This is a genomic window from Pedobacter sp. MR2016-24, assembly GCF_026239655.1.
In the GTDB taxonomy this organism is placed as follows: domain Bacteria; phylum Bacteroidota; class Bacteroidia; order Sphingobacteriales; family Sphingobacteriaceae; genus Pedobacter.
Window position 1 is genome coordinate 577,762 of the sequence record NZ_JAPIVO010000002.1, and the last position, 19,626, is coordinate 597,387.

General features: G+C 41.4%; 19 protein-coding genes. 12 read left to right on the top strand and 7 right to left on the bottom strand.

The features are described 5' to 3' along the window. Positions 1 to 38 precede the first annotated feature (38 nt). The 3 genes from OQX62_RS06660 (at position 39) to OQX62_RS06670 (ending at position 3,311) form a co-directional block, all read left to right on the top strand. Positions 39 to 1,280: a PepSY-associated TM helix domain-containing protein gene (locus OQX62_RS06660; RefSeq protein ID WP_265830650.1), complete on the top strand. Its 1,242-nt coding sequence runs from the start codon at positions 39 to 41 to the stop codon at positions 1,278 to 1,280. 22 nt (positions 1,281 to 1,302) lie between these two features. After that, positions 1,303 to 1,584 carry a hypothetical protein gene (locus tag OQX62_RS06665; protein WP_265830651.1) on the top strand — a complete coding sequence of 94 codons (282 nt, stop codon included), beginning with the start codon at positions 1,303 to 1,305 and terminating at the stop codon, positions 1,582 to 1,584. A 95-nt stretch (positions 1,585 to 1,679) separates the two neighbouring features. Then, on the top strand, positions 1,680 to 3,311 hold the full coding sequence (locus tag OQX62_RS06670; protein WP_265830652.1) for an ABC-F family ATP-binding cassette domain-containing protein: 1,632 nt from the start codon (positions 1,680 to 1,682) through the stop codon (positions 3,309 to 3,311). A gap of 35 nt (positions 3,312 to 3,346) precedes the next feature. Here the strand turns inward: OQX62_RS06670 and OQX62_RS06675 are convergent, their stop codons facing one another. Then, entirely contained in the window at positions 3,347 to 4,675 is a 1,329-nt protein-coding gene (locus OQX62_RS06675; protein WP_265830653.1) for a serine hydrolase domain-containing protein, read from the bottom strand. 136 nt (positions 4,676 to 4,811) lie between these two features. Here OQX62_RS06675 and OQX62_RS06680 point away from each other — a divergent pair, with 136 nt between their 5' ends. After that, complete coding sequence (locus OQX62_RS06680) at positions 4,812 to 6,164, top strand: sensor histidine kinase (protein WP_265830654.1); 1,353 nt, start codon at positions 4,812 to 4,814, stop codon at positions 6,162 to 6,164. Further along, positions 6,154 to 6,834, top strand: coding sequence for a response regulator transcription factor (locus OQX62_RS06685; protein ID WP_265830655.1), 681 nt, complete (start codon positions 6,154 to 6,156; stop codon positions 6,832 to 6,834). The genes OQX62_RS06680 and OQX62_RS06685 overlap by 11 nt, the downstream gene beginning before the upstream one ends. A 30-nt stretch (positions 6,835 to 6,864) precedes the next feature. Here OQX62_RS06685 and OQX62_RS06690 read toward each other — a convergent pair whose 3' ends face one another. Further along, a complete protein-coding gene (locus OQX62_RS06690; protein WP_265830656.1) occupies positions 6,865 to 7,293 on the bottom strand; it encodes a DUF1810 domain-containing protein in 429 nt (142 codons plus the stop codon). 226 nt (positions 7,294 to 7,519) lie between these two features. Here OQX62_RS06690 and OQX62_RS06695 point away from each other — a divergent pair, with 226 nt between their 5' ends. Together OQX62_RS06695 and OQX62_RS06700 are read left to right on the top strand one after the other, a co-directional pair. Beyond that, positions 7,520 to 8,134 (top strand): GIN domain-containing protein, encoded by a 615-nt coding sequence (locus tag OQX62_RS06695; RefSeq protein WP_265830657.1) that lies wholly within the window; start codon positions 7,520 to 7,522, stop codon positions 8,132 to 8,134. A gap of 169 nt (positions 8,135 to 8,303) precedes the next feature. Next, positions 8,304 to 8,948 (top strand): DUF2461 family protein, encoded by a 645-nt coding sequence (locus OQX62_RS06700; RefSeq protein ID WP_265830658.1) that lies wholly within the window; start codon positions 8,304 to 8,306, stop codon positions 8,946 to 8,948. A gap of 27 nt (positions 8,949 to 8,975) precedes the next feature. On the opposite strand, the gene OQX62_RS06705 is transcribed toward OQX62_RS06700, so the two are convergent. Continuing rightward, on the bottom strand, positions 8,976 to 9,908 hold the full coding sequence (locus tag OQX62_RS06705; protein ID WP_265830659.1) for a helix-turn-helix domain-containing protein: 933 nt from the start codon (positions 9,906 to 9,908) through the stop codon (positions 8,976 to 8,978). A 12-nt stretch (positions 9,909 to 9,920) separates the two neighbouring features. Then, positions 9,921 to 10,841: an SDR family oxidoreductase gene (locus tag OQX62_RS06710; RefSeq protein ID WP_265830660.1), complete on the bottom strand. Its 921-nt coding sequence runs from the start codon at positions 10,839 to 10,841 to the stop codon at positions 9,921 to 9,923. Between the two features lie 123 nt (positions 10,842 to 10,964). Between OQX62_RS06710 and OQX62_RS06715 the strand changes: the two genes are divergently transcribed. Then, positions 10,965 to 11,768 (top strand): hypothetical protein, encoded by an 804-nt coding sequence (locus tag OQX62_RS06715; protein WP_265830661.1) that lies wholly within the window; start codon positions 10,965 to 10,967, stop codon positions 11,766 to 11,768. A gap of 58 nt (positions 11,769 to 11,826) precedes the next feature. On the opposite strand, the gene OQX62_RS06720 is transcribed toward OQX62_RS06715, so the two are convergent. Then, positions 11,827 to 13,353, bottom strand: coding sequence for a choice-of-anchor I family protein (locus OQX62_RS06720; protein WP_265830663.1), 1,527 nt, complete (start codon positions 13,351 to 13,353; stop codon positions 11,827 to 11,829). Between the two features lie 326 nt (positions 13,354 to 13,679). On the opposite strand from OQX62_RS06720, the gene tig reads away from it, so the two are divergent. The 4 genes from tig (at position 13,680) to OQX62_RS06740 (ending at position 18,110) form a co-directional block, all read left to right on the top strand. Further along, on the top strand, positions 13,680 to 15,026 hold the full coding sequence (gene tig / locus OQX62_RS06725) for a trigger factor (RefSeq protein ID WP_265830664.1): 1,347 nt from the start codon (positions 13,680 to 13,682) through the stop codon (positions 15,024 to 15,026). A gap of 170 nt (positions 15,027 to 15,196) precedes the next feature. Continuing rightward, a complete protein-coding gene (gene clpP / locus OQX62_RS06730; protein WP_265830666.1) occupies positions 15,197 to 15,898 on the top strand; it encodes an ATP-dependent Clp endopeptidase proteolytic subunit ClpP in 702 nt (233 codons plus the stop codon). Between the two features lie 3 nt (positions 15,899 to 15,901). Further along, positions 15,902 to 17,143, top strand: coding sequence for an ATP-dependent Clp protease ATP-binding subunit ClpX (gene clpX / locus OQX62_RS06735; RefSeq protein WP_265830667.1), 1,242 nt, complete (start codon positions 15,902 to 15,904; stop codon positions 17,141 to 17,143). A gap of 103 nt (positions 17,144 to 17,246) precedes the next feature. Further along, positions 17,247 to 18,110, top strand: a complete 864-nt coding sequence (locus OQX62_RS06740) for an AMP nucleosidase (RefSeq protein WP_265830668.1) — start codon at positions 17,247 to 17,249, stop codon at positions 18,108 to 18,110. On the opposite strand, the gene OQX62_RS06745 is transcribed toward OQX62_RS06740, so the two are convergent. Then, entirely contained in the window at positions 18,107 to 18,613 is a 507-nt protein-coding gene (locus OQX62_RS06745; protein ID WP_265830669.1) for a SixA phosphatase family protein, read from the bottom strand. The genes OQX62_RS06740 and OQX62_RS06745 overlap by 4 nt on opposite strands. A 7-nt stretch (positions 18,614 to 18,620) precedes the next feature. Beyond that, positions 18,621 to 19,601 carry a glycosyltransferase family 9 protein gene (locus tag OQX62_RS06750; protein ID WP_265830670.1) on the bottom strand — a complete coding sequence of 327 codons (981 nt, stop codon included), beginning with the start codon at positions 19,599 to 19,601 and terminating at the stop codon, positions 18,621 to 18,623. Between the last annotated feature and the right edge of the window lie 25 nt (positions 19,602 to 19,626).

The window sequence follows — 19,626 nt, forward strand, 5'->3', positions numbered from 1 at the left end:
GTCCTTTATAATTCAGGGACGATCTTTTGTTTATAAATATGTCTATCATAAAAAATCACAATAAAAGTAGAAAGCGTAAATCGGCTTTCAGAAGAGTGTCAGAATGGTTGCACTTGTGGTTGGGACTTTTTTCGGGAATTATCGTATTCGTTATATGTCTTACTGGTGCGCTTTGGGTATTCCGGCATGAGGTCTGGTATTTTACTGAAAGATATCAGCAAGTGGAACCGCGGCGTCAAGCTATGATGCTACCTTCTCATCTGATCGCTAATGCAAAAGAATATCTTGCTATCAAGGAAAAACAAAGGGTTGAAATTACCAGTATCACTTATGGGTTGCCGACTAAAGCTGTAGCTGTAGATTATAATTTGAAGGCATCAGGATATGGTACAATTTACTTGAACCCGTATCTGGGGAATGTAATCATGGATAAGCGGGGAGAATCTGCAGCAGAGAAGTTTTTTATTTTTGTAAGGGCAGGGCACCGTTTTTTGTGGTTGCCAAAAGAGATTGGCAGTCCGTTGGTAGGTGCCTCATGTTTGATTTTCGTGATTACGCTGATCACCGGGGTAATCTGGTGGTTACCTGTAAAATGGAATAGTAAAACCAGAAAGAAAAGTTTCGGTATTAAATGGAAAGCAAACTGGAAAAGAGTAAACATAGATTTACATAACGTCCTGGGATTTTATGCCGTAATTTTTGTCCTCGTACTCACAGTTACCGGGATCATATTTACATTCAAATGGTTTGAAAATGGTATCTACAAAATACTGACCTGGAAAAATCCGGCAGCAGCTGAAATCACACAGCCACTCTCTGATACTACATTGTTGAAATCGGCCAATCGATTTCATCCTGAAGATATCTTATGGAAAAGAATGAACTCCACGTATAATGGGAAAATAGGCAGACTGGTTATAGATTTTCCAGCTAAAGCAGAAGATCCTTATCAAGTGATTGTACTGTTTGGCGATGGAACAATTATTTATAATAAAGTACTAGCTTACTATGATCAGTATTCACTGCAGCAAATAAAGACGAATAAAGAAAGGCTGAAACCCTATGCACATCTGTCGACCGGCGAAAAAGTATTTAGGATGAATTTCGATATACATACCGGCCAGATTTTAGGGTTGCCAACTAAGATAATTGCTTTTTTCGCGTGTATAATTGGTGCAAGCTTACCTGTTACAGGTTTCATCATCTGGTATAATCGCAAATGGGGAAAAAGAAAAAGGCCAAAAAATGTGAATAATTTAGTATCCTGGTCTGCTGAGTAATGATCAATTATGGGAATTAACTTTGGTCAGGACGGCGCTCAATAGGTTTGGTCGAAAAATTACAGGAGTTGGTAAGGCACGTATTAAAGCCACTACAGCAAGTTTATATACTGTAATTGACGGACAGGCAAAATTAGGCCTGATCGGAACTTCAGCTCATCACATCTCTAAAATGGCGGGTATCGCCACAATTGATAATAAGTTTGCAGCAGCAAAAACTGAATTCATCACTTCTGCAACTGAGGCTGTAGCCTTCAATGCACATAGAAAAGTTGAGGCGGTTAAAAAACAATATCGAAATTAGTATAAATAGTAAAACAGACAATGCTGGCTCCTGCCGGCATTGTTTTTTTTTATCAAATTCCACTATCTTTGCCGCTTAATTTAATATCCCATCTCGTGTTTAATGTAAATAATATCTCCGTTTCTTTTGGTGGAACAACCTTATTTAGTGACGTAACGTTTTCAATCAACGAAAATGATAAAATAGCCCTGATGGGTAAAAATGGTGCTGGTAAGTCTACGATCTTAAAAATAATTGCTGGCGCAACAAAACCGACGTCTGGTAGCGTAACTGGTCCAAAAGAAGCAGTAATTGCTTATTTACCGCAGCATTTGCTAACGGAAGATAATGTTACCGTTTTTGAAGAAACCTCAAAAGCATTCCAGGAGATGCATCAGATGCAAAAGGAACTGGATGAGCTGAACGAGCAACTCAACATCAGGACGGATTATGACAGCGACGATTACATGAAGGTAATTGAGCGCGTATCGGAGTTGAGTGAGCAGTTTTATTCAGTAGAAGAGGTCAATTATGATGCTGAAGTAGAAAAAGTATTAAAAGGTCTGGGTTTTGAACGCGAGGACTTTAACCGTCAGACTTCTGAATTTTCAGGCGGATGGCGCATGCGGATTGAACTGGCCAAGATTTTATTAAAGAAACCGGATCTGATTTTACTGGATGAGCCAACCAACCATATGGATATTGAAAGCATCCAGTGGCTGGAAGATTTTCTGATGAACTCAGCCAAGGCAGTGATGGTGATTTCGCACGACCGTACCTTTGTAGATAACATCACCAATCGTACAATTGAGGTCACCATGGGCCGGATATACGATTACAAAGCGAAATACAGTCATTACCTGCAGTTGCGTGCCGACCGTCGCGTACACCAATTGAAAGCTTACGAAGAACAACAACGTTTTATTGCGGATAACCAGGAGTTTATAGACCGTTTCAGAGGTACTTACTCGAAAACGCTGCAGGTACAGTCGCGGGTAAAAATGCTCGAAAAACTTGAAGTCATCGAAATAGATGAGGTAGATACCTCGGCATTACGCCTGAAATTTCCACCTTCACCGCGCTCGGGTCAATACCCTGTAATTGTAGAAGAGCTAACCAAAGCTTATGGGGATCATGTGGTATTCGAAAAGGCCTCACTGGTCATTGAGCGGGGAGAAAAGGTAGCTTTTGTAGGTAGAAATGGTGAGGGTAAATCAACCATGATCAAAGCCTTCATGAACGAGATCGATTATGAAGGAACTTTAAAAGTTGGCCACAATGCGAAGATTGGCTATTTTGCTCAGAATCAGGCTTCATTACTGGATGAGAATTTAACGGTCTTTGAAACCATCGATCAGATTCAGTTGAGCGATGGAAGCGTAAAAATCAAAGACCTTTTAGGTGCCTTTATGTTTAGCGGTGATGATACCACTAAAAAGGTTAAGGTCCTGTCCGGGGGTGAAAAAACCCGTTTGGCAATGATTAAACTTTTGCTGGAACCCGTAAATGTATTGATCCTGGATGAGCCGACCAACCATTTGGACATGAAGACCAAAGACATCATCAAAGAAGCCCTGCAGGACTTTGATGGTACGCTGATTTTAGTGTCTCACGACCGGGATTTCCTGGACGGACTGGCACACAAAGTATTTGAGTTTGGCAATAAACGCGTTCGTGAACATTTTGAAGATATTAAGGGTTTCCTGGCCTACAAGAAAATGAATAGTCTGAAAGAGATCGACAATTAAATAAGAAATACCTAAGCTGAGGCAGGCTTGGGTATTTATTGTTTTACTTTCGTGCCTTTGAACGCAATTCCCTGGTAGGTCCATACCATAACCCAACTATCACCATCTGGAATGAATTCGAAGGTCGTTGATGTTTCCGGCTTTTCAAAAAAAACCGTTTTACTTTCTGCCTGAAGACTTGCCTGCATTTTATTTTCCCGGTAAAGCTTTAACTGTCTATCTTGTAAACGGAATTCCAGCCGTGCATGGTTCGCTTCAGCAAATTCATATTGACCAATATATCTGCTAAGGATAGCTGCGGGTATAGTTATTGCTTTATGGTTGATCGCAGCCGGAAGTTTAAAAGGTTTTCTTTCCATAATTTTCACCAGGTCAGTAACGGTTTGCTGAAAAGGTATTTCATCATAGTTCGATAGCAGTACAAAGCTATAATTTTGTCGTGTGTTGGTATATATCTGTGTCCTGATGCCATCTGATCCGCCATTTTTTTCTATTACACCCTGCGCGTTACGCATGGCAGACAGAAAAGGTTCCTTATGCAATGATTGTAAATACAGTAAGAGATCTCCGGTGGTAGAATAAATTCTGGCAGTAGGAAATTCGTCCTGTGTAAGATTTGGGATCTGTCTGATCACACCATCTCTCATCTGGTGGTTCAGGGCAAGATTTTTCAGGTTATCGTGGCTGGTGTAAAAGTGAGCGCCTGAAGCATTCATATGTAGAGGGATAAATATAAATTCTTTCACACATTGTGCGAAGGGCTTGCCTGTTATCTTTTGGATCAGGTAATAGATCACCTCGTAACCAATGTTAGAATACCTGGTATCGCTGCCAGGGGTGAATTCCAATTTTTCTTTCGCTGCCGCTGCAAGTATTTCATCTGGGGTTAAAGCCAGCACTTTTTCTGATTTATTTGTCAATTCACGCGGTAGTCCGGACCTGTGGTGAATCAATTGGTCGATCGTAATCAAATGACTATTAGGGAAGTGAGGGAGGTACCTGCAGATCGTATCTGAAATTTTCAGCTGATGTGCTTCCTGTAGTTGAACTAAAATGGAGTAGGCCATTAGTTTACTCACAGAATGAATGTCGAACTGGCTATCATTGCTTACGTGGAGGCTATTATTGGGATCTGCCGATAAATTGTAGGCTTTTTTTAATATATCCTTGCCATTAGCATTAAAATATACAGCGCCATTGAACTTTTTGAGCTGAGTAAGGGTCGACAAATATTCATCCAGCTGTTGCTGTAATGTGCTGTCAGCGCTGTAATCAATTTTGTTTTTTATGGGTTCACCAATGGATATGGAGGTAAACAGAATGCATATAAAGAAGGTTGCCAAAGCAGATTTTAAAAAAATCATGGTATGTTAAATTATTGATGTGCTGCAAAGATGTGAGTATGGAGCCGGACTTTAGGTTAATGAAAGGTTAATGTGCTGATGCCTTACATTACGCCAACAATAATCTGTTTATATTGCGCAGATGTTTAAAAACAACATGCTATTGCTTATTATGGGTTGCGTACTGATCGTTGTCACTTTCGGCATCCTTCAGTTGCTGTTGATCATGAAGACCTACAAGCTGGAAAAAGCGAGCTATATTGCTGAATTACGGCATGCTATAGTTGATCATCTTCGGGTTCCGGTGGAAACCCTGCATAGTAGCGCTGTTGATGCGGTGATTAAGGTTGTCAAAAGTGATCAAAAAGAACAACACGATATTGGAGAAGTTATTCGTGCACAACTCTACCATGACCAACTGAAACTGCGTTCTGAATTTTCCAAAACGATCAGGAAAGTACCGGAGCTTAGTCAGGTAAATTACCTGCTCAGCTATCCTTATATTGTACTTCGTCATCATAACAAAGTAGATACAATTGTTTCATCAAAAAAACAAGCTTTACTGGAAATCGCCGGCATGCATATTCCGGAAAAAAGTAGATTATTAATTAGTGATGGTACTCAGATTACCTCTTTTGATAAAATAGCTGCAGATGGTCAGGCCACCAAGTATACGCTTGAAATCAGTATAGCACAATATACCGATAGCGCAGCATGGCAGTCACAAGTGTCAGGACGAATGTTGGTATCATTTCTGTCAGCAGCATTTCTGGTTATTTTAATAGTGCTGGTGCTGTTTAGTATTTTAGCCGCATTGCTCCGACAAAAGAAAATTGCAGATATAAAAACTGATTTTTCGAATAACATCACTCATGAACTAAAAACGCCCATAAGTACAGCAGGGATCATTCTTAAAACGCTGTCGATTATTGATCCGGTAAAAGACAAAGTATTGTTTAAAGAGCAATTGTCAGCTCTGGAAAAGCAACACTACAAAATCACCAGAACCGTCGACTGGGTATTGGAGAGTGCCATGACTATTCCGGCCCCTTTTTTAGCCGAAGAAATTCATGTAAGCGAATGGTTGAATGAGCTTATTGGTAGTCGGCCGGACGCAGGACATCAGTTAAGCGTAGAATGTAATCCTGATGATCGGATCAACAGTAACCAGACCTTGCTGACGAGTATCTTAGGCAACTTATTGGACAATGCGGTGAAGTACAGTAGTGCGGGCACGAAAATTATTGCCAGATTTTATGTCGATAAACAGGTAAATGTATTCGAGGTAGAGGATGGGGGAACAGCCATTCCAATAAAGTTCCGGGAGCATTTGTTTGATAAGTTTTACAGGATTCCGGAACAGGAATATCTTCATTCAGTAAAGGGCCTGGGCTTGGGTTTGTACCTGAGTCAGAGAAATGCTATAGCACTGGGCGGACAGCTGAGGTATATGGAATCTGCTGATGGCGGCAACTGTTTTCAGTTAACTATTCGTAAAAATGCAATATAAATTATTACTCGTTGAAGATGATGAAGACCTGGCTGTTCACTTGTCAAAATACCTCCAGATCAGGGGCTTTTTTACAGGTTTAGCCGGCGACGGCCAGCGGGCCAGGCAGTGCCTGGCTGAAGGCCCCTATGATCTGGTGCTCGTAGATATCATGATGCCTGGAGAAGATGGTTTTAGCTTGGCTGCCCATCTTAAAAAAAGCTATCCTCAGCTGCCGTTCCTGTTTTTATCTGCCAGAAACCAGAAGGAAGACATCCTTAAAGGTTTGGGACTGGGTGCTGATGACTATATGATCAAGCCATTCGACGCAGAAGAACTGGTTTTACGCATACATAATATTTTGCGGAGAAGCATAGGGGTAATCGCTGAAATGGAGCGGTACGACCTGGGTACCTATCAGTTCAGGTTTAATGACCTTATGCTCATCGGAACATCAGGTGAAAAAGTGCTGACTGAAAAAGAAGGCAAGCTGCTCAAAATGCTTTGCTTGCGTAAGAACCACTTGCTTAACAGAGCGGAGGTACTTCATGAACTATGGGGAGAACCTGATTTTTTTAATGGACGTAGCCTGGATGTGTTCATCAGCAGGCTGCGTAAATATTTATCAGACGATCCGGGTATTCGTATTGAGAGTATTCGCGGAGTTGGTTTTAGGTTAAGGGAGGTTTAACTCAATACGCTACGCCTTCGGCACCTGTTTTTAGGCCAGCAAAGCAAGTACCTTTAACGTTTTGTTATCTTTTCTTCCTTCAAAATATTTCTGCAAAACTGCTTCAAAGACAGGATCTGCCCCCGGAACCAGCGAAAAGAGTGTCATGGAGGAATGCAGTTTCAGGTCATCCGGACTCCCGAAAATCTGATGTACACTTTTACCTTCCAGGCTAAGCAGGGTATTTGCTGCCAGTATCAGTCTCGGACCTAAAACCCGGTGTGACAGGTATGCGCTGGCTTCCTTCAGGTCTTTTATCGCATAAAACCGGGATGTTTCGGTGAAACCAAGACCCTGGATTTGCGGAAAAATGTACCACATCCAATGGCTTTTTTTCATGCCTTCCTTCAATTCCTGCAGGGCTGTCTGGTATACAGCTTTCTGGGCTGCTATAAATCTTTCTAAGTTGTGCGTTTCCATAAGATATCTGGTTTCCCATATTACAATTAATAAGAACTTTAGTTTCAGGATATGCTGCGGATCAAAAAAATAATTGTAGCGTTGGTCGAAAAATTACAGGAGTTGGTCGGGAGTTACAGCGCTGTGGTATAATACGGGGAATGCTGCTGAAACGTTTGTGGGGTGTTGACGTCTTATATACAAACAATTAAGAAATAGAATTTTAAAAAACCTAAACTCAAAAGATATGAAAACTTTATTCGACACCGTATTAAAATCAAGTTCAATGGCTATCGTTTTATTAGCTTCAGTATTTAGCCTCACTGCATCAGCCGCCACAGTTACAGCAGAAAGAGGTCCTGTTCAACCCGATATCAAAAAAGTAATCGTGACCGGTAATACTAAAGTGCTGCTGGTACAAAACACAAAAGAATATGTAACGGTGGATGCAGTTGATCTGGAAAAAGTATCCCTGAAACAAGTGGGTAATACTTTAACGATCAACTCTTCAGAAAGTAATCCGGTAACCGTGACTGTTTATGTGAAAGACCTGTACCGCATCGATGCTGCTGATAAAGCCAGCGTTAAAACATCAGGAAATTTTAACTTAACAAACCTTCAGATCATGCTGAAAGATGAGGCTAAAGCTCGTGTTAAAGCAACTACAGCAAGTTTATATACTGTAATCGACGGACATGCAAAGCTGGAACTGATGGGTACTTCCGCTCATCATATCTCTAAGATAGCCGGTATTGCAACTATGGATACTGATAAATTCGCAGCAGTAAAAACTGAGTCGGTCACTCCAGGTACTGAAGGTGTAGCATTCAGCTCACCTGGAAAATTAGCCGGAGCCAAATAGTAGCGACGATAAGAAACAAAAATATCAATGTGTAGACAGAGAATGCCGGCTTTTTTGCCGGCATTCTCTGTTTACACCCTTTGTGGTTATACATGTTAACCCGTTTCCCAAACATTTAGCTATATATTTGGTTCGTTGACTATAAGTTGATCACAATTGAATTGAAACCATGCAAAAAACGCTTGACTACCTGAGGGAGCTTAAAATAAACAATAGTAAAGATTGGTTTCTTGACCATATGAAAGAATACGAAGAGGTTAGAACTGAGCTCAATGATCTGGCATTTTTGGTTTTGGAGCAATTAGCTCTTTTCGATCCGCTATTAAATGATGAGGTCGACGTGAGCAGGTTTATCTCCAATCTGGTCATCATCAAGCCTAAAAAATCCGGGCCCTATCACACTCATTTTTCTATATCCATCAGTCCCCTTGCCAATGATGGAAACGAACCCCTTTATGATATCCACATTGATCCGGAGCAGAGTTACATCAGTATTAAATATGATCCCGATATTTTTGGTATCCAGGTGATGAGAAACTTCATCACAAAAAATGCCGATCAATTCCGTAAACTCCTGGAAGATACCTTTTCAGATGGCTTTGAGTTAAATGAGTCGTCTGTTTTAAGTGCCTTACCTAAAGGATATCAACCAGGAGTGCCTGCTGAACAATTCATTAAACTGCAGCGCTATGAAATCAGGTGTCCTGTAGATCTGCTGAAAGAACAGCAAGAATTACTGAAGGATATCACTGCGAGTTTCAGGGCAGTTTTGCCTTTGCTGAACTTTATGCGCAGGGGATTGGGACTCGCATAACCGGTTCTGTAATCAAAAAGAATAACATCATTGATCTTGAAATGAAGCCCTGAATGCCAGAGGGGAAAGGCTGGTTTTTGCTTTGAATAACTTGCTGAAGGATTGGGAATGTTCAAAGCCTAGCTGGTAAGCAATCTCACTTACAGATAAAGTAGTGGCAGATAACTGCTGTTTGGCTTTTTCAATGAGCTTTTCATGTATATGCTGCTGCGTGGTCAGACCAGTTACTGTTTTAAGCAGGCCGCTCAAATAATCTGGCGATACCTGAAGTTGTTCTGCGAGATAACTTACTGTGGGCAATCCATCGTGCATCGCATTCACCTTGTCAAAATAGCTCACCAGCTTTTCATTGAGCCGGTCCAGTATCTCATGATTGGTTTTTCTTCGCGTCATAAACTGGCGCTGATAAAAGCGCTCCGCATAGCTCAATAGCGATTCCAGTTGGGTGATGATAATGTCATGGCTGAACTTATCCATGTTATTGTGATATTCCTGACTGATGTTGCCAATGATTTGCTTTAAAATAATTTCTTCTTTATCGGAAAGGAACAGTGCTTCGTTGACGGCATAGTCAAAAAAAGCGTATTGCTTGATTTTTTTTGCGAGCGGGGTATTCCACAACAGGTCAGGGTGAAACAGGAGCAGCCAGCCTGACTGCTCGGGGGTGGCGTACTTTTGCGGATTGAAGCCGCTGATCTGGCCGGGCGACATAAAACTGAGTACCCCCTCGTCAAAGTCATAAACCTGCTGACCATATTTGAATTTTACGGGCGACTTAAAGCCTTTTTTAAGGGAAATGTTATAAAAACCACTGATTACACTCCCGGGTATGCCTTCGGGAATATGTTCGAAGGGCTCAATTTTAACTATACTGATCAGCGGGTGCTCAGGAGCGGGGGCACCTAATAATTTGTGAAAATCACTGATTGTTTTAATCTGGTATGGCTGGCTTTTTTCCATGATGCAAATTGACTATTTTTTTTGATAATCCTTTAAAGCTGCTGCTACTGCCTGCTGATAAGAGAGTGGCTGTCGTGGCAGCAGTTTCCTGATGGCCGAGGGATCACCTATCATATCTGCTCCCAATCCGTCCAGTGCTCCTTTAATAGCTCCTTTGGGAGATTTAGCGATGACTTCAAGCAGGGGCGCGACAAATCGTAACACGGCTAATGAAATATGGATTTTTTTCGGCAGAGGGTGACCAATTACCCCGGCCGCCACATCGATCAATTGATCTCCGGTTAATACATCGTCACTTCCTACTTCAAAAGACTGTCCGTAAGCTTTGGGTTCATTCATCACCCCAATGAGATGGTAGACCAGATCGTCAATCGCGATGCACCGAAACTTATTGCGACCATTACCTACCACGAAGGCGATGCTCTTCCGGGCATTGGCCAATACCATGTTAAATCCCTGCCCGCCAATGCCTACGATCATACCTGGCTGGATGACAGTTATATCCAGGCCGGAGTTGAACAGATATTGCTGCGTTTTCCAGCGTCCGCTGGTCCAGGCATCCTTCGTATCGGCAGAAATCCCTAAAGAGGTTACATAGATCAGTCGGCGAACATGGTGCATCCTGCAGCCTGCTACAATATTTTGCATTGCCTGCATCTCAATATCCATAAAGTCGAGCTCCGCCGTATTTTTGTGCTGCGGGGCCAGCGTGTGAATGGAAACGTAAACCGCATCTATAGCTTCCAGTGCATGCTGCACAGCGGAAGGATCTGAAAGGTCACCTTTAACCATCTCGCAGTTGTACGCTGCTAAATCTTTTACTTTATCCGGGTTCCGTACAAGGCATCGTACCGCATAATCTTCTGCTACTAACTGCCGTGTTAAATAACCGCCTACAAATCCGGTTGCGCCAATGACTAATATATTTTTCATGATAAATTGATTTTATTCAGGCAAATCTCTTTATAAAACAGGTGCAAAATGTGACCAAATCAGGTAGAATTGTAGCCGAAACTGGCGGGTGTTTAGGCTGACCGTCTGCGGGTTAAATGTTAAATGGCTATTTTAAAAGCCGACGGATTCCGGTTAAAAATGCATATAAGGGCCGATTATGTACCTTTGACCACATCAACAGCACTTCAATCAATGCAATCTTTAAAACACATTATCCAATATACTTTAGCGCTTATTTTTCTGCAGAGCTATTTCCTGCAGAACGTTCAGGCCCAGACAAAAGTGGTTTATCAGGAAAAATTTACTGAAAAAAGCCTGTCTAAAAACTGGGAGCAGGTCAATGGCAACTGGACGATTAAAAATGATACCCTTTACGGGGAAAGCAACAGGGAATGGGCTGTATTAATCGCTAAAAAGTCTTTACCAGAAAACTATATCCTGTCTTTTTCTATGCTGGCAGACCCAAAAGCCTACCTGTTTGAATTGATGACCAACTTAAATGACAACCATTTCTTAGGGATTTTATTGAACCAGCTGGAGAACAGGGTAGCGATTGAAGACCGTGCTTTTTTTCCGAAAGGTGACCAGATGGGAAGCCATATCCATACCAAAGGACACATCGGTAGATTACCCAAAGTAACAAAAGCTGCCGGGGCGGTGTGGATCGACTGGAAGGTGCAAAAAACGGGTAATCAGATCTTTATCTGGATGAATGATGAAGAGATTATCAGTTTGAAAGATACGATGGGTATCGCTAAGCCCAAAGGGAAATTTGGTTTTGCCATCAATGGCAAGGCTAAAATCAAGTCTGTAATGCTTTTAAAAACAAAAGGGGAGGCGAGTTTGCCTCCCCCGGATTTCAAAGGCCGGGCATTGATCAGACCTTCATTTTCCTTTTCTGAATAAAACAACTGATATCATCAGCAGCAATGGGCCATTTACTGCAAATGGTCTTTATACGCTACTATTTGATGGTATCCGGCGTGTAGACTTTAATCATGCCATCGCCTTCACTGCTCACCACGAGTAAACTCTTTTTAGTAGGACTGTTTTTAGCCGGAATGATCAATACACCTTCAGGAGCATCACCAGTGGCCAGCATTTTAAGAAAAAGCGGTTTGGCTGGATTAGTCACGTCATATACAGCTACTGCATCTGCTCTTTCCAATCCTACAAAAGCAACGTTTTTGTTGCCGATTTTTCCTATAGTGATACCTTCAGGTTCCACGCTTTTATCGTCACTTCGTTTATCATCGTACATATTCGCCGCAATTGCTTTTACATCAAGCTCATTTTTGCTGTCATATACCTGTATCCCGTCATTTCCGTTCCAAACGCTGAACGAGCGGGCACCATATGAATAGAGTTCAGTAAATAATCCGTCTCCGTTTGGATCCCCTAATGTAGTGGTGATTTGCAAGTTGCCTAACTGAGTTGCCTGCTGTAAAAGGCTGGCCGTAGGGAAAGCGGTAGGATCAAGCTGAATGGCTTTTACCCGCTTGATTTCTGAAAATCCGGTGTACTCTCTGGAATCACCTTCGTTGGCCGTAAACAGAAAAGGTGTGCCTGCTGATTCCAGTAGGGCAATCGCATCTGGCATATAAATACCTTTCACATTCCATTTGGCCAGGTCAGTTTTTTTGTCTTCATCACTCACATTAATTTCACTGCCGTCTGCATTATAGTCTTTAAAGCCCAGCGGGAAAATGTTCGTGATGGTTTTTGACGTCAGATCAATTTTTGCAATGGCATTGTTTTCCTGTAAAGTAACCCAGGCAGTTTTTGAATCGCCCGATACAGTGATATATTCCGGCTCGATATCTTTGACGAAGTTTTTACCGGGGCCAAAGATCCTGAAACCTTTAGCTTCCAAAGCGGCCTGCTGACCAGCAAAGGCGGCAAACCCGATGGTGTTGACTGCATAGTTATCTGCCACCGAGATGATCGAAACCGTTCCTTCCGGATCATTGGTATAAGCCGCATTGGGCTCTCCTTCATTGGCCGTCAGGATAAATTTTCCATCAGGAGAGAAAGTAATCATATCTGGCAGGGCGCCAACTGTGATGACTTTTATTTCAGTGTAATCGCTCGTTTTGAAAACGGCTACTTTACCGTTTGCCTGTTTATCTAATGATTCGATCGCAGCAGCAAGTTTTCCGTCAGAGACAGCGAGACTGTTTACTGCGCCGCCGTAGGGTGCCATACTGATCGAAGTAATGTATTTCATATTTGCCGGGTCTTTAAAATCGATCACATCAATTTTATTAACGGTGGAGTTGTTCACTACAAATAAACGGTTTGTAGCAGGGTCGAAAGCCGTAATTTCAGCAGCGCCTTCCCCTCCGATATTCAGCGAGCCTATTACTGCAAAAGTGGCAGGGTCTTCATTAACAAAAAATTCAGGTTCCGGTGCAGTAATTTCTTCCGTCGTGTTCTTTTTGCAGGCAGCTAAGCTCAGCAACAGGATAAAAGCGAGTAATTGTAATTTCATATGATTGGGTTTATATCAGTTCCAAACCTATTAAATTGCGATTAACATCGTTTAAAGCTGGTATTAAGCCTGTGTTAACCGTCTTATACTTTGGTGGCGATGGAGGGCGTTATACGGATCAATTTTAGTTTTTACCTGACATGATCTTCATCTTAGGGATACATTTTAGTGCTGAAGGCTATCTATTTCAAGAAAAAATAATACTTTTGGCACCTCTATTGAGGAGGGCAACGTGAAAGGGATGTTCCTTTTATTTGCGCTTAAGATCCGCTGACAATATCAGGAGGGTTTTTTACAAAGACATTTTAAAACATTGATTCAGAAAAATGAATATTACACAGGAAAAGATTGACGACTTAAACGCGGTTGTAAAAATTAAAATTTCGCCTGAAGATTATACTGAAAAGGTCGATAAAACCATAAAAGAACAAGCTAAAAAATCTACGCTTCCAGGCTTCCGTAAGGGAATGGTACCGGCTGCACACATCAAAAAGATGTATGGCAGAAGCATTTTAGTGGAAGAAGTGAATAATTTGCTGAGTGAATCATTAACAAAATACCTGGCAGACAATAAAATTGAAATTCTTGGTCAGCCGCTACCCATGCTGAACGATGCAAAGGAATTTAAATGGGATGGTACTGACGAATTTGAGTTTGACTATCAATTGGGATTAGCTCCGGCGATTGATTTCAATGTAACTGCTAAAGATAAGTTTACACAATATAATGTAAAAGCTGACGAGGAAACGCTGGCTTCACGTATCAAAAACATCCGTCGCAGCTATGGCAAAATGACAAACCCTGAAGTTTCGGCAGATGACGATGTACTTTATGCCGAATTAGCACAACTTTCTCCTGATGGTTCAGTTTTTGAAGGTGGCATTACCAATACTGGTTCTATCCGTTTAGACCTGGTTAAAGATAAAGCGATATTGAAATCTTTAACAGGAGTTAAAAAGGATGATGTATTGGAATTAGACTTACAGAAAACGTTTGAAAACAATGAAGTGGTGATCGCTAAGTTGTTAAACATCGCTGAAGAAGAGGCTAAGGATTTACAATCTAAATTCCGGGTAACGGTGAAAAATGTAAACCGTTTAGAGGAAGCTGATTTGAACCAGGAGTTCTTTGATAAAATATTTGGTGAAGGTGTAATTACTGATGAAGCTGGTTTCACTGCTAAGATTACGGAAGAGATTGAGGGTATGTTCAAACAGGATGCGGATCGCAAACTGCAGAACGATATGTACACACAGTTATTAGAAGGTGTAAACATAGAATTACCGGATGAGTTTTTACGTAAATGGTTAAAAACAACGAATGAAAAATTAACTGATGCCGAACTGGCGGAAGGTTATGATGATTTCGCTAAAAACCTGAAATGGACTTTAATTGAGAACAAAATCATTAAAGACAACAGCATTGAGATTAAGTACCAGGATGTATTTGAAACTGCTAAACAACGTTTGGATGCGCAGTTCAGAATGTACAGCCCGGCACCGATGCCAGAAGATCAGCTGGCGGAATACACCACTACTTTCTTAAAAGAGAAAGATAATGGAAACCGCATTTTTGAAGAGGTGAAAGCACTCAAAGTGTTTGAATATATTCAGTCGGTTGCAACTTTAGACCAAAAAGATATAGCTTACAATAAGTTTATAGAAATGACCTAAGCTGTTTTAAGCAGCAGCGTAAATTTCTTTAAATATTTGATAAGGCGGCTTTAAACAGGCCGCCTTATTTATATCAGGGTAATTTAAATTTTACAATTTTAAAATAAAAAACCAAATAGTATCATTAATTTGGTCATACGGTAATATAAAAACAACAAAAACTAGTACTCATGAATATAGATAAAGAAGAATTTAGAAAATACGCAGTTAAACACCACCGTATTAACGGTTTAAACGTTGATCGCTTTATTGGACAAACGAATAACAATCCAAAAAGCATGACTCCTTACATCATTGAAGAGCGCCAGTTGAATGTTGCTCAGATGGATGTTTTTTCCCGCCTGATGATGGACAGGATTATCTTTTTAGGTGATGCAATCCATGATGGCAATGCAAATATTATCCAGGCACAGTTACTGTTCCTGCAATCGACTGATAACAATAGAGATATACAAATTTATATTAACTCACCGGGTGGTTCTGTATACGCAGGATTAGGTATTTATGATACGATGCAGTATATTACTCCTGATGTAGCTACGATCTGTACAGGTATGGCAGCATCAATGGGTGCAGTTTTACTGGTTGCAGGTGCTGCTGGTAAACGTGCGGCATTACCACATTCACGTGTGATGATTCACCAGCCTTCTGGTGGTTCACAGGGTGTGGCTTCAGATATGGAGATCAATCTGAGAGAAATGCTTAAATTGAAAAAAGAATTATATGATATCATTTCAGCACATTCAGGACAATCTTACGAATGGGTAGAAAAAGCTTCAGACCGTGATTACTGGATGAAAGCTGACGAAGCGAAAAGCTTTGGAATGATTGACGAAGTTTTAGGTTCGAATACGAACAAGGATAAAAAATAGATAATGGCTAAACAAACAAAAGATTCCCGTTGCTCTTTTTGCGGCTCTAGTAAGCAGGATACATTAATGCTTATTGAGGGACTTGATGCATACATTTGCGATAAATGTGTGACGCAGGCCCATCAGCTGGTGCTTCAGGAATTTGGCAATAAGCAGTCGAAAGGACTGGATCCTTCGGTAACGCTGTTAAAGCCAATGGAGATCAAAGCGCATATTGACCAGTACGTAATTGGTCAGGATGATGCTAAAAAGGTACTTTCTGTTGCGGTATATAACCATTATAAAAGGTTAGGACAAAAGGTAGATAAAGGTGATGAGGTAGAGATTGAAAAATCCAACATCATGCTGGTTGGCGAAACGGGTACGGGTAAAACTTTACTGGCAAAAACCATCGCTAAAATACTGCATGTACCGTTCTGTATCTGTGATGCAACTGTATTAACAGAAGCAGGATATGTTGGGGAAGATGTAGAGAGTATCCTGACACGTTTGCTGCAGGCGGCGGATTATGATGTGGCTTCTGCGGAACGTGGAATTGTCTATATTGATGAAGTAGATAAGGTAGCACGTAAAAGTGACAACCCATCTATTACCAGGGATGTATCGGGAGAGGGTGTACAGCAGGCATTGCTGAAGATCCTGGAAGGTACTGTAGTGAACGTTCCCCCTCAGGGCGGCCGTAAGCACCCTGATCAGAAAATGATTCCGGTAAATACGAACAACATCCTCTTTATTTGCGGTGGTGCGTTCGACGGTATTGAGCGTAAAATTGCAAACAGGTTGCGTACGCAGGCTGTAGGTTATAAAGTGAAAAAAGACGATACGGAACTTGACCTGGACAACTTATATAAGTATATCACTCCACAGGATTTGAAGTCTTTCGGACTGATTCCTGAGCTGATTGGTCGTGTGCCAGTTTTAACACACCTTAACCCGCTGGATAAACAAGCATTGCGTAATATATTAACGGAGCCTAAGAACTCACTGTTCCGTCAGTATGTGAAGTTGTTTGAATTCGAAGGGGTGAAACTGGTTTTCGAAGATGATGTGCTGGACTTTATTGTGGATAAGGCAATGGAATACAAACTTGGTGCAAGGGGATTAAGATCCATTTGTGAAGCGATTATGCTGGATGCCATGTTTGATATACCGTCCGACCCGAATATAAAGGAACTGGTGATCTCGCTCGATTATGCGGTAGAGAAATTTGAAAAGGCCGACTTTAAAAAGTTAAAAGCTGCTTAAGAATTGAATCCCCGTTGTTAACGGGGATTTTTTTTTATCTTGTTATTTTACAAAATCAATTGAGCAGGGGTAATAATCTGAATAAACAATAAATTGAATACATATGAATGAAGAAAAAGAAGTAAAAAAAGATGAAGAGATCGTAGCAAAGGCTAAAAAAATCAAAGAGGTGGAAAGCCCGGTTAAATCTGGTTTGAAGAGTAAAAGCGAAATCGTTAAAAACTGGTTGCCGAGATACACCGGAAGGCCTTTAGAAGATTTCGGACAGTATATTCTGCTAACCAATTTCAGCAGGTATGTACAGATGTTTTCTGAATGGAACGATAATGCACCGATCATGGGACTGGATAAACCGATGCAGAGTGTAACCGCAAACGGGATCACGATCATTAACTTCGGAATGGGAAGCCCTATGGCGGCGACCATGATGGACCTGCTGACTGCAATTATGCCGAAAGCGGTATTGTTCCTGGGAAAATGTGGTGGCTTAAAAAAGAAAAACCAACTGGGTGATCTGATTCTGCCAATTGCGGCCATAAGGGGAGAAGGAACCTCAACGGATTATATGCCTGCTGAAGTCCCGGCTTTGCCATCATTTGCCTTACAGAAAGCGATTTCTACCACGATCCGCGATCACTCAAGGGATTATTGGACAGGAACCTGTTATACGACTAACCGCAGGGTTTGGGAGCACGACAAGGAGTTTAAGAAATACCTGAAAACTTTGAGAGCAATGGCTGTTGATATGGAAACTGCTACAATATTTACTACAGGTTTTGCGAATAAGATTCCTACCGGTGCCTTATTACTGGTTTCAGATCAGCCGATGATTCCTGAAGGGGTAAAAACGGCAGAAAGCGATAGCAGTGTAACGACCAATTACGTTGATACACATTTAAAAATTGGAATTGCTTCGTTAAAACAGCTGATCAATAATGGATTAACGGTTAAACACCTGCATTTCTAGGATAACTCAGGTTTCTTGGGAAAATCAAATAAAAACAGCGTTCCTGTATGTTCACTGATCATGGACCAGTCATCAAAGGGGAAATCTATAATCACAATTCCTGCTGTTGGCATATTGTAGATATTCGCATCAGCAAGGTAATTGGCAAAATCAGTCAATCCTGGATTATGACCAAAGAGCGCAATGTTGGAATAGCTGTTGTCCAGACCATTCAGGACATGCAGTAAGGCCGTAACATTGGCTTCATAAATTGACGGTTCCTGCTGAATTTCAGCAGCGGACATCTTCCAGACCTCCGAAAAGTGTTGTGCAGTGGTGAAGGCTCTTTTGGCCGGACTACTCACAATCAACTGCGGAATCAGTTGTTTACGACTGATCCTTTCTGCCATCTCAACAGCACATTTATGACCCCGATGGTTTAACGGGCGGTCAAAATCTGTCATGCCACTATCTGCCCAGTCAGACTTACCATGCCTCACCAGTATAATTCTCTTCGTCATCATATTATTTTTAGGTGTTCGAGAAATTAACAATTACTTCATCAGGAATGTTTTTCATGCACTTAAAATGTCCCAGCGGACATTTTTCCAATCCGAATTTGGAGCAGGGCCTGCAGGGTAGCTCTATCCCCACTACGAGCGAATCTTTGACTTTATAAGGAAACACACCCAGCAGATCTGGTGTAGTACCACCCCAGACAGAGGCTATGGGCATATTGAAAGCTTCCGCGATATGTGTTAAGCCGGTATCAAAACCGATCACTTTACAGGCCTTTGATACGATAAAAACAGACTGATCCAGATTTGTTTCTCCGCAGGTAGAATATACATTGGCACCAACAGCCTGTTTAATCTCTTCTGCGTTAGCTTTTACATCATTCCCGCCTAAGAGGACGATGGGTAAATTAATGCCCTTACAGATCTCAATGATCTTTTCATTGGGCATGCGTTTGGTGAAGTGGGTGGCACCGATCACAAAAGCAATATATTTTCCGCTATGGCTGGGCGGGAGAAAGGTCTCCAGTGTGTATTCTTTGGCCACATAATAGTCTATGGGCCTGTTATCGTTTTTAATGCCCAGAAACTTAACGGTTTCCAGGTAACGGTCTACCAGGTGGTCTTTGGAAAATAAGGACGACCATTTCAGCTTCAGACCAAGCCATTTTTTTAACCTGTCTTTTTTATAGGTAGAAGAAGGGATCTGCGTGGCTATTTTAATGATCGACGTACGGAGGTTATTGTGCAGGTCAATAATCAGATCGAATTGCTCTGCTTTGATATCTCTGATTGTATCTGCCAGTTTGGGCTTTAGCAAATGGAGTTTGGTCAGATATGGATTCTGCTGATAGATATATTTGAACTGGTCTTTGGTCAGGAAATGTACTTCGCAATCAGGTATTTGCAATTTCAGACAGCGCACAATAGGGGTGGTGTAAATGATATCACCCATAGAACTGAAGCGAATGACTAATATTTTTTTAGGGCTTTTCAATTGCGCGGTAGGTTTACGTTCCTGT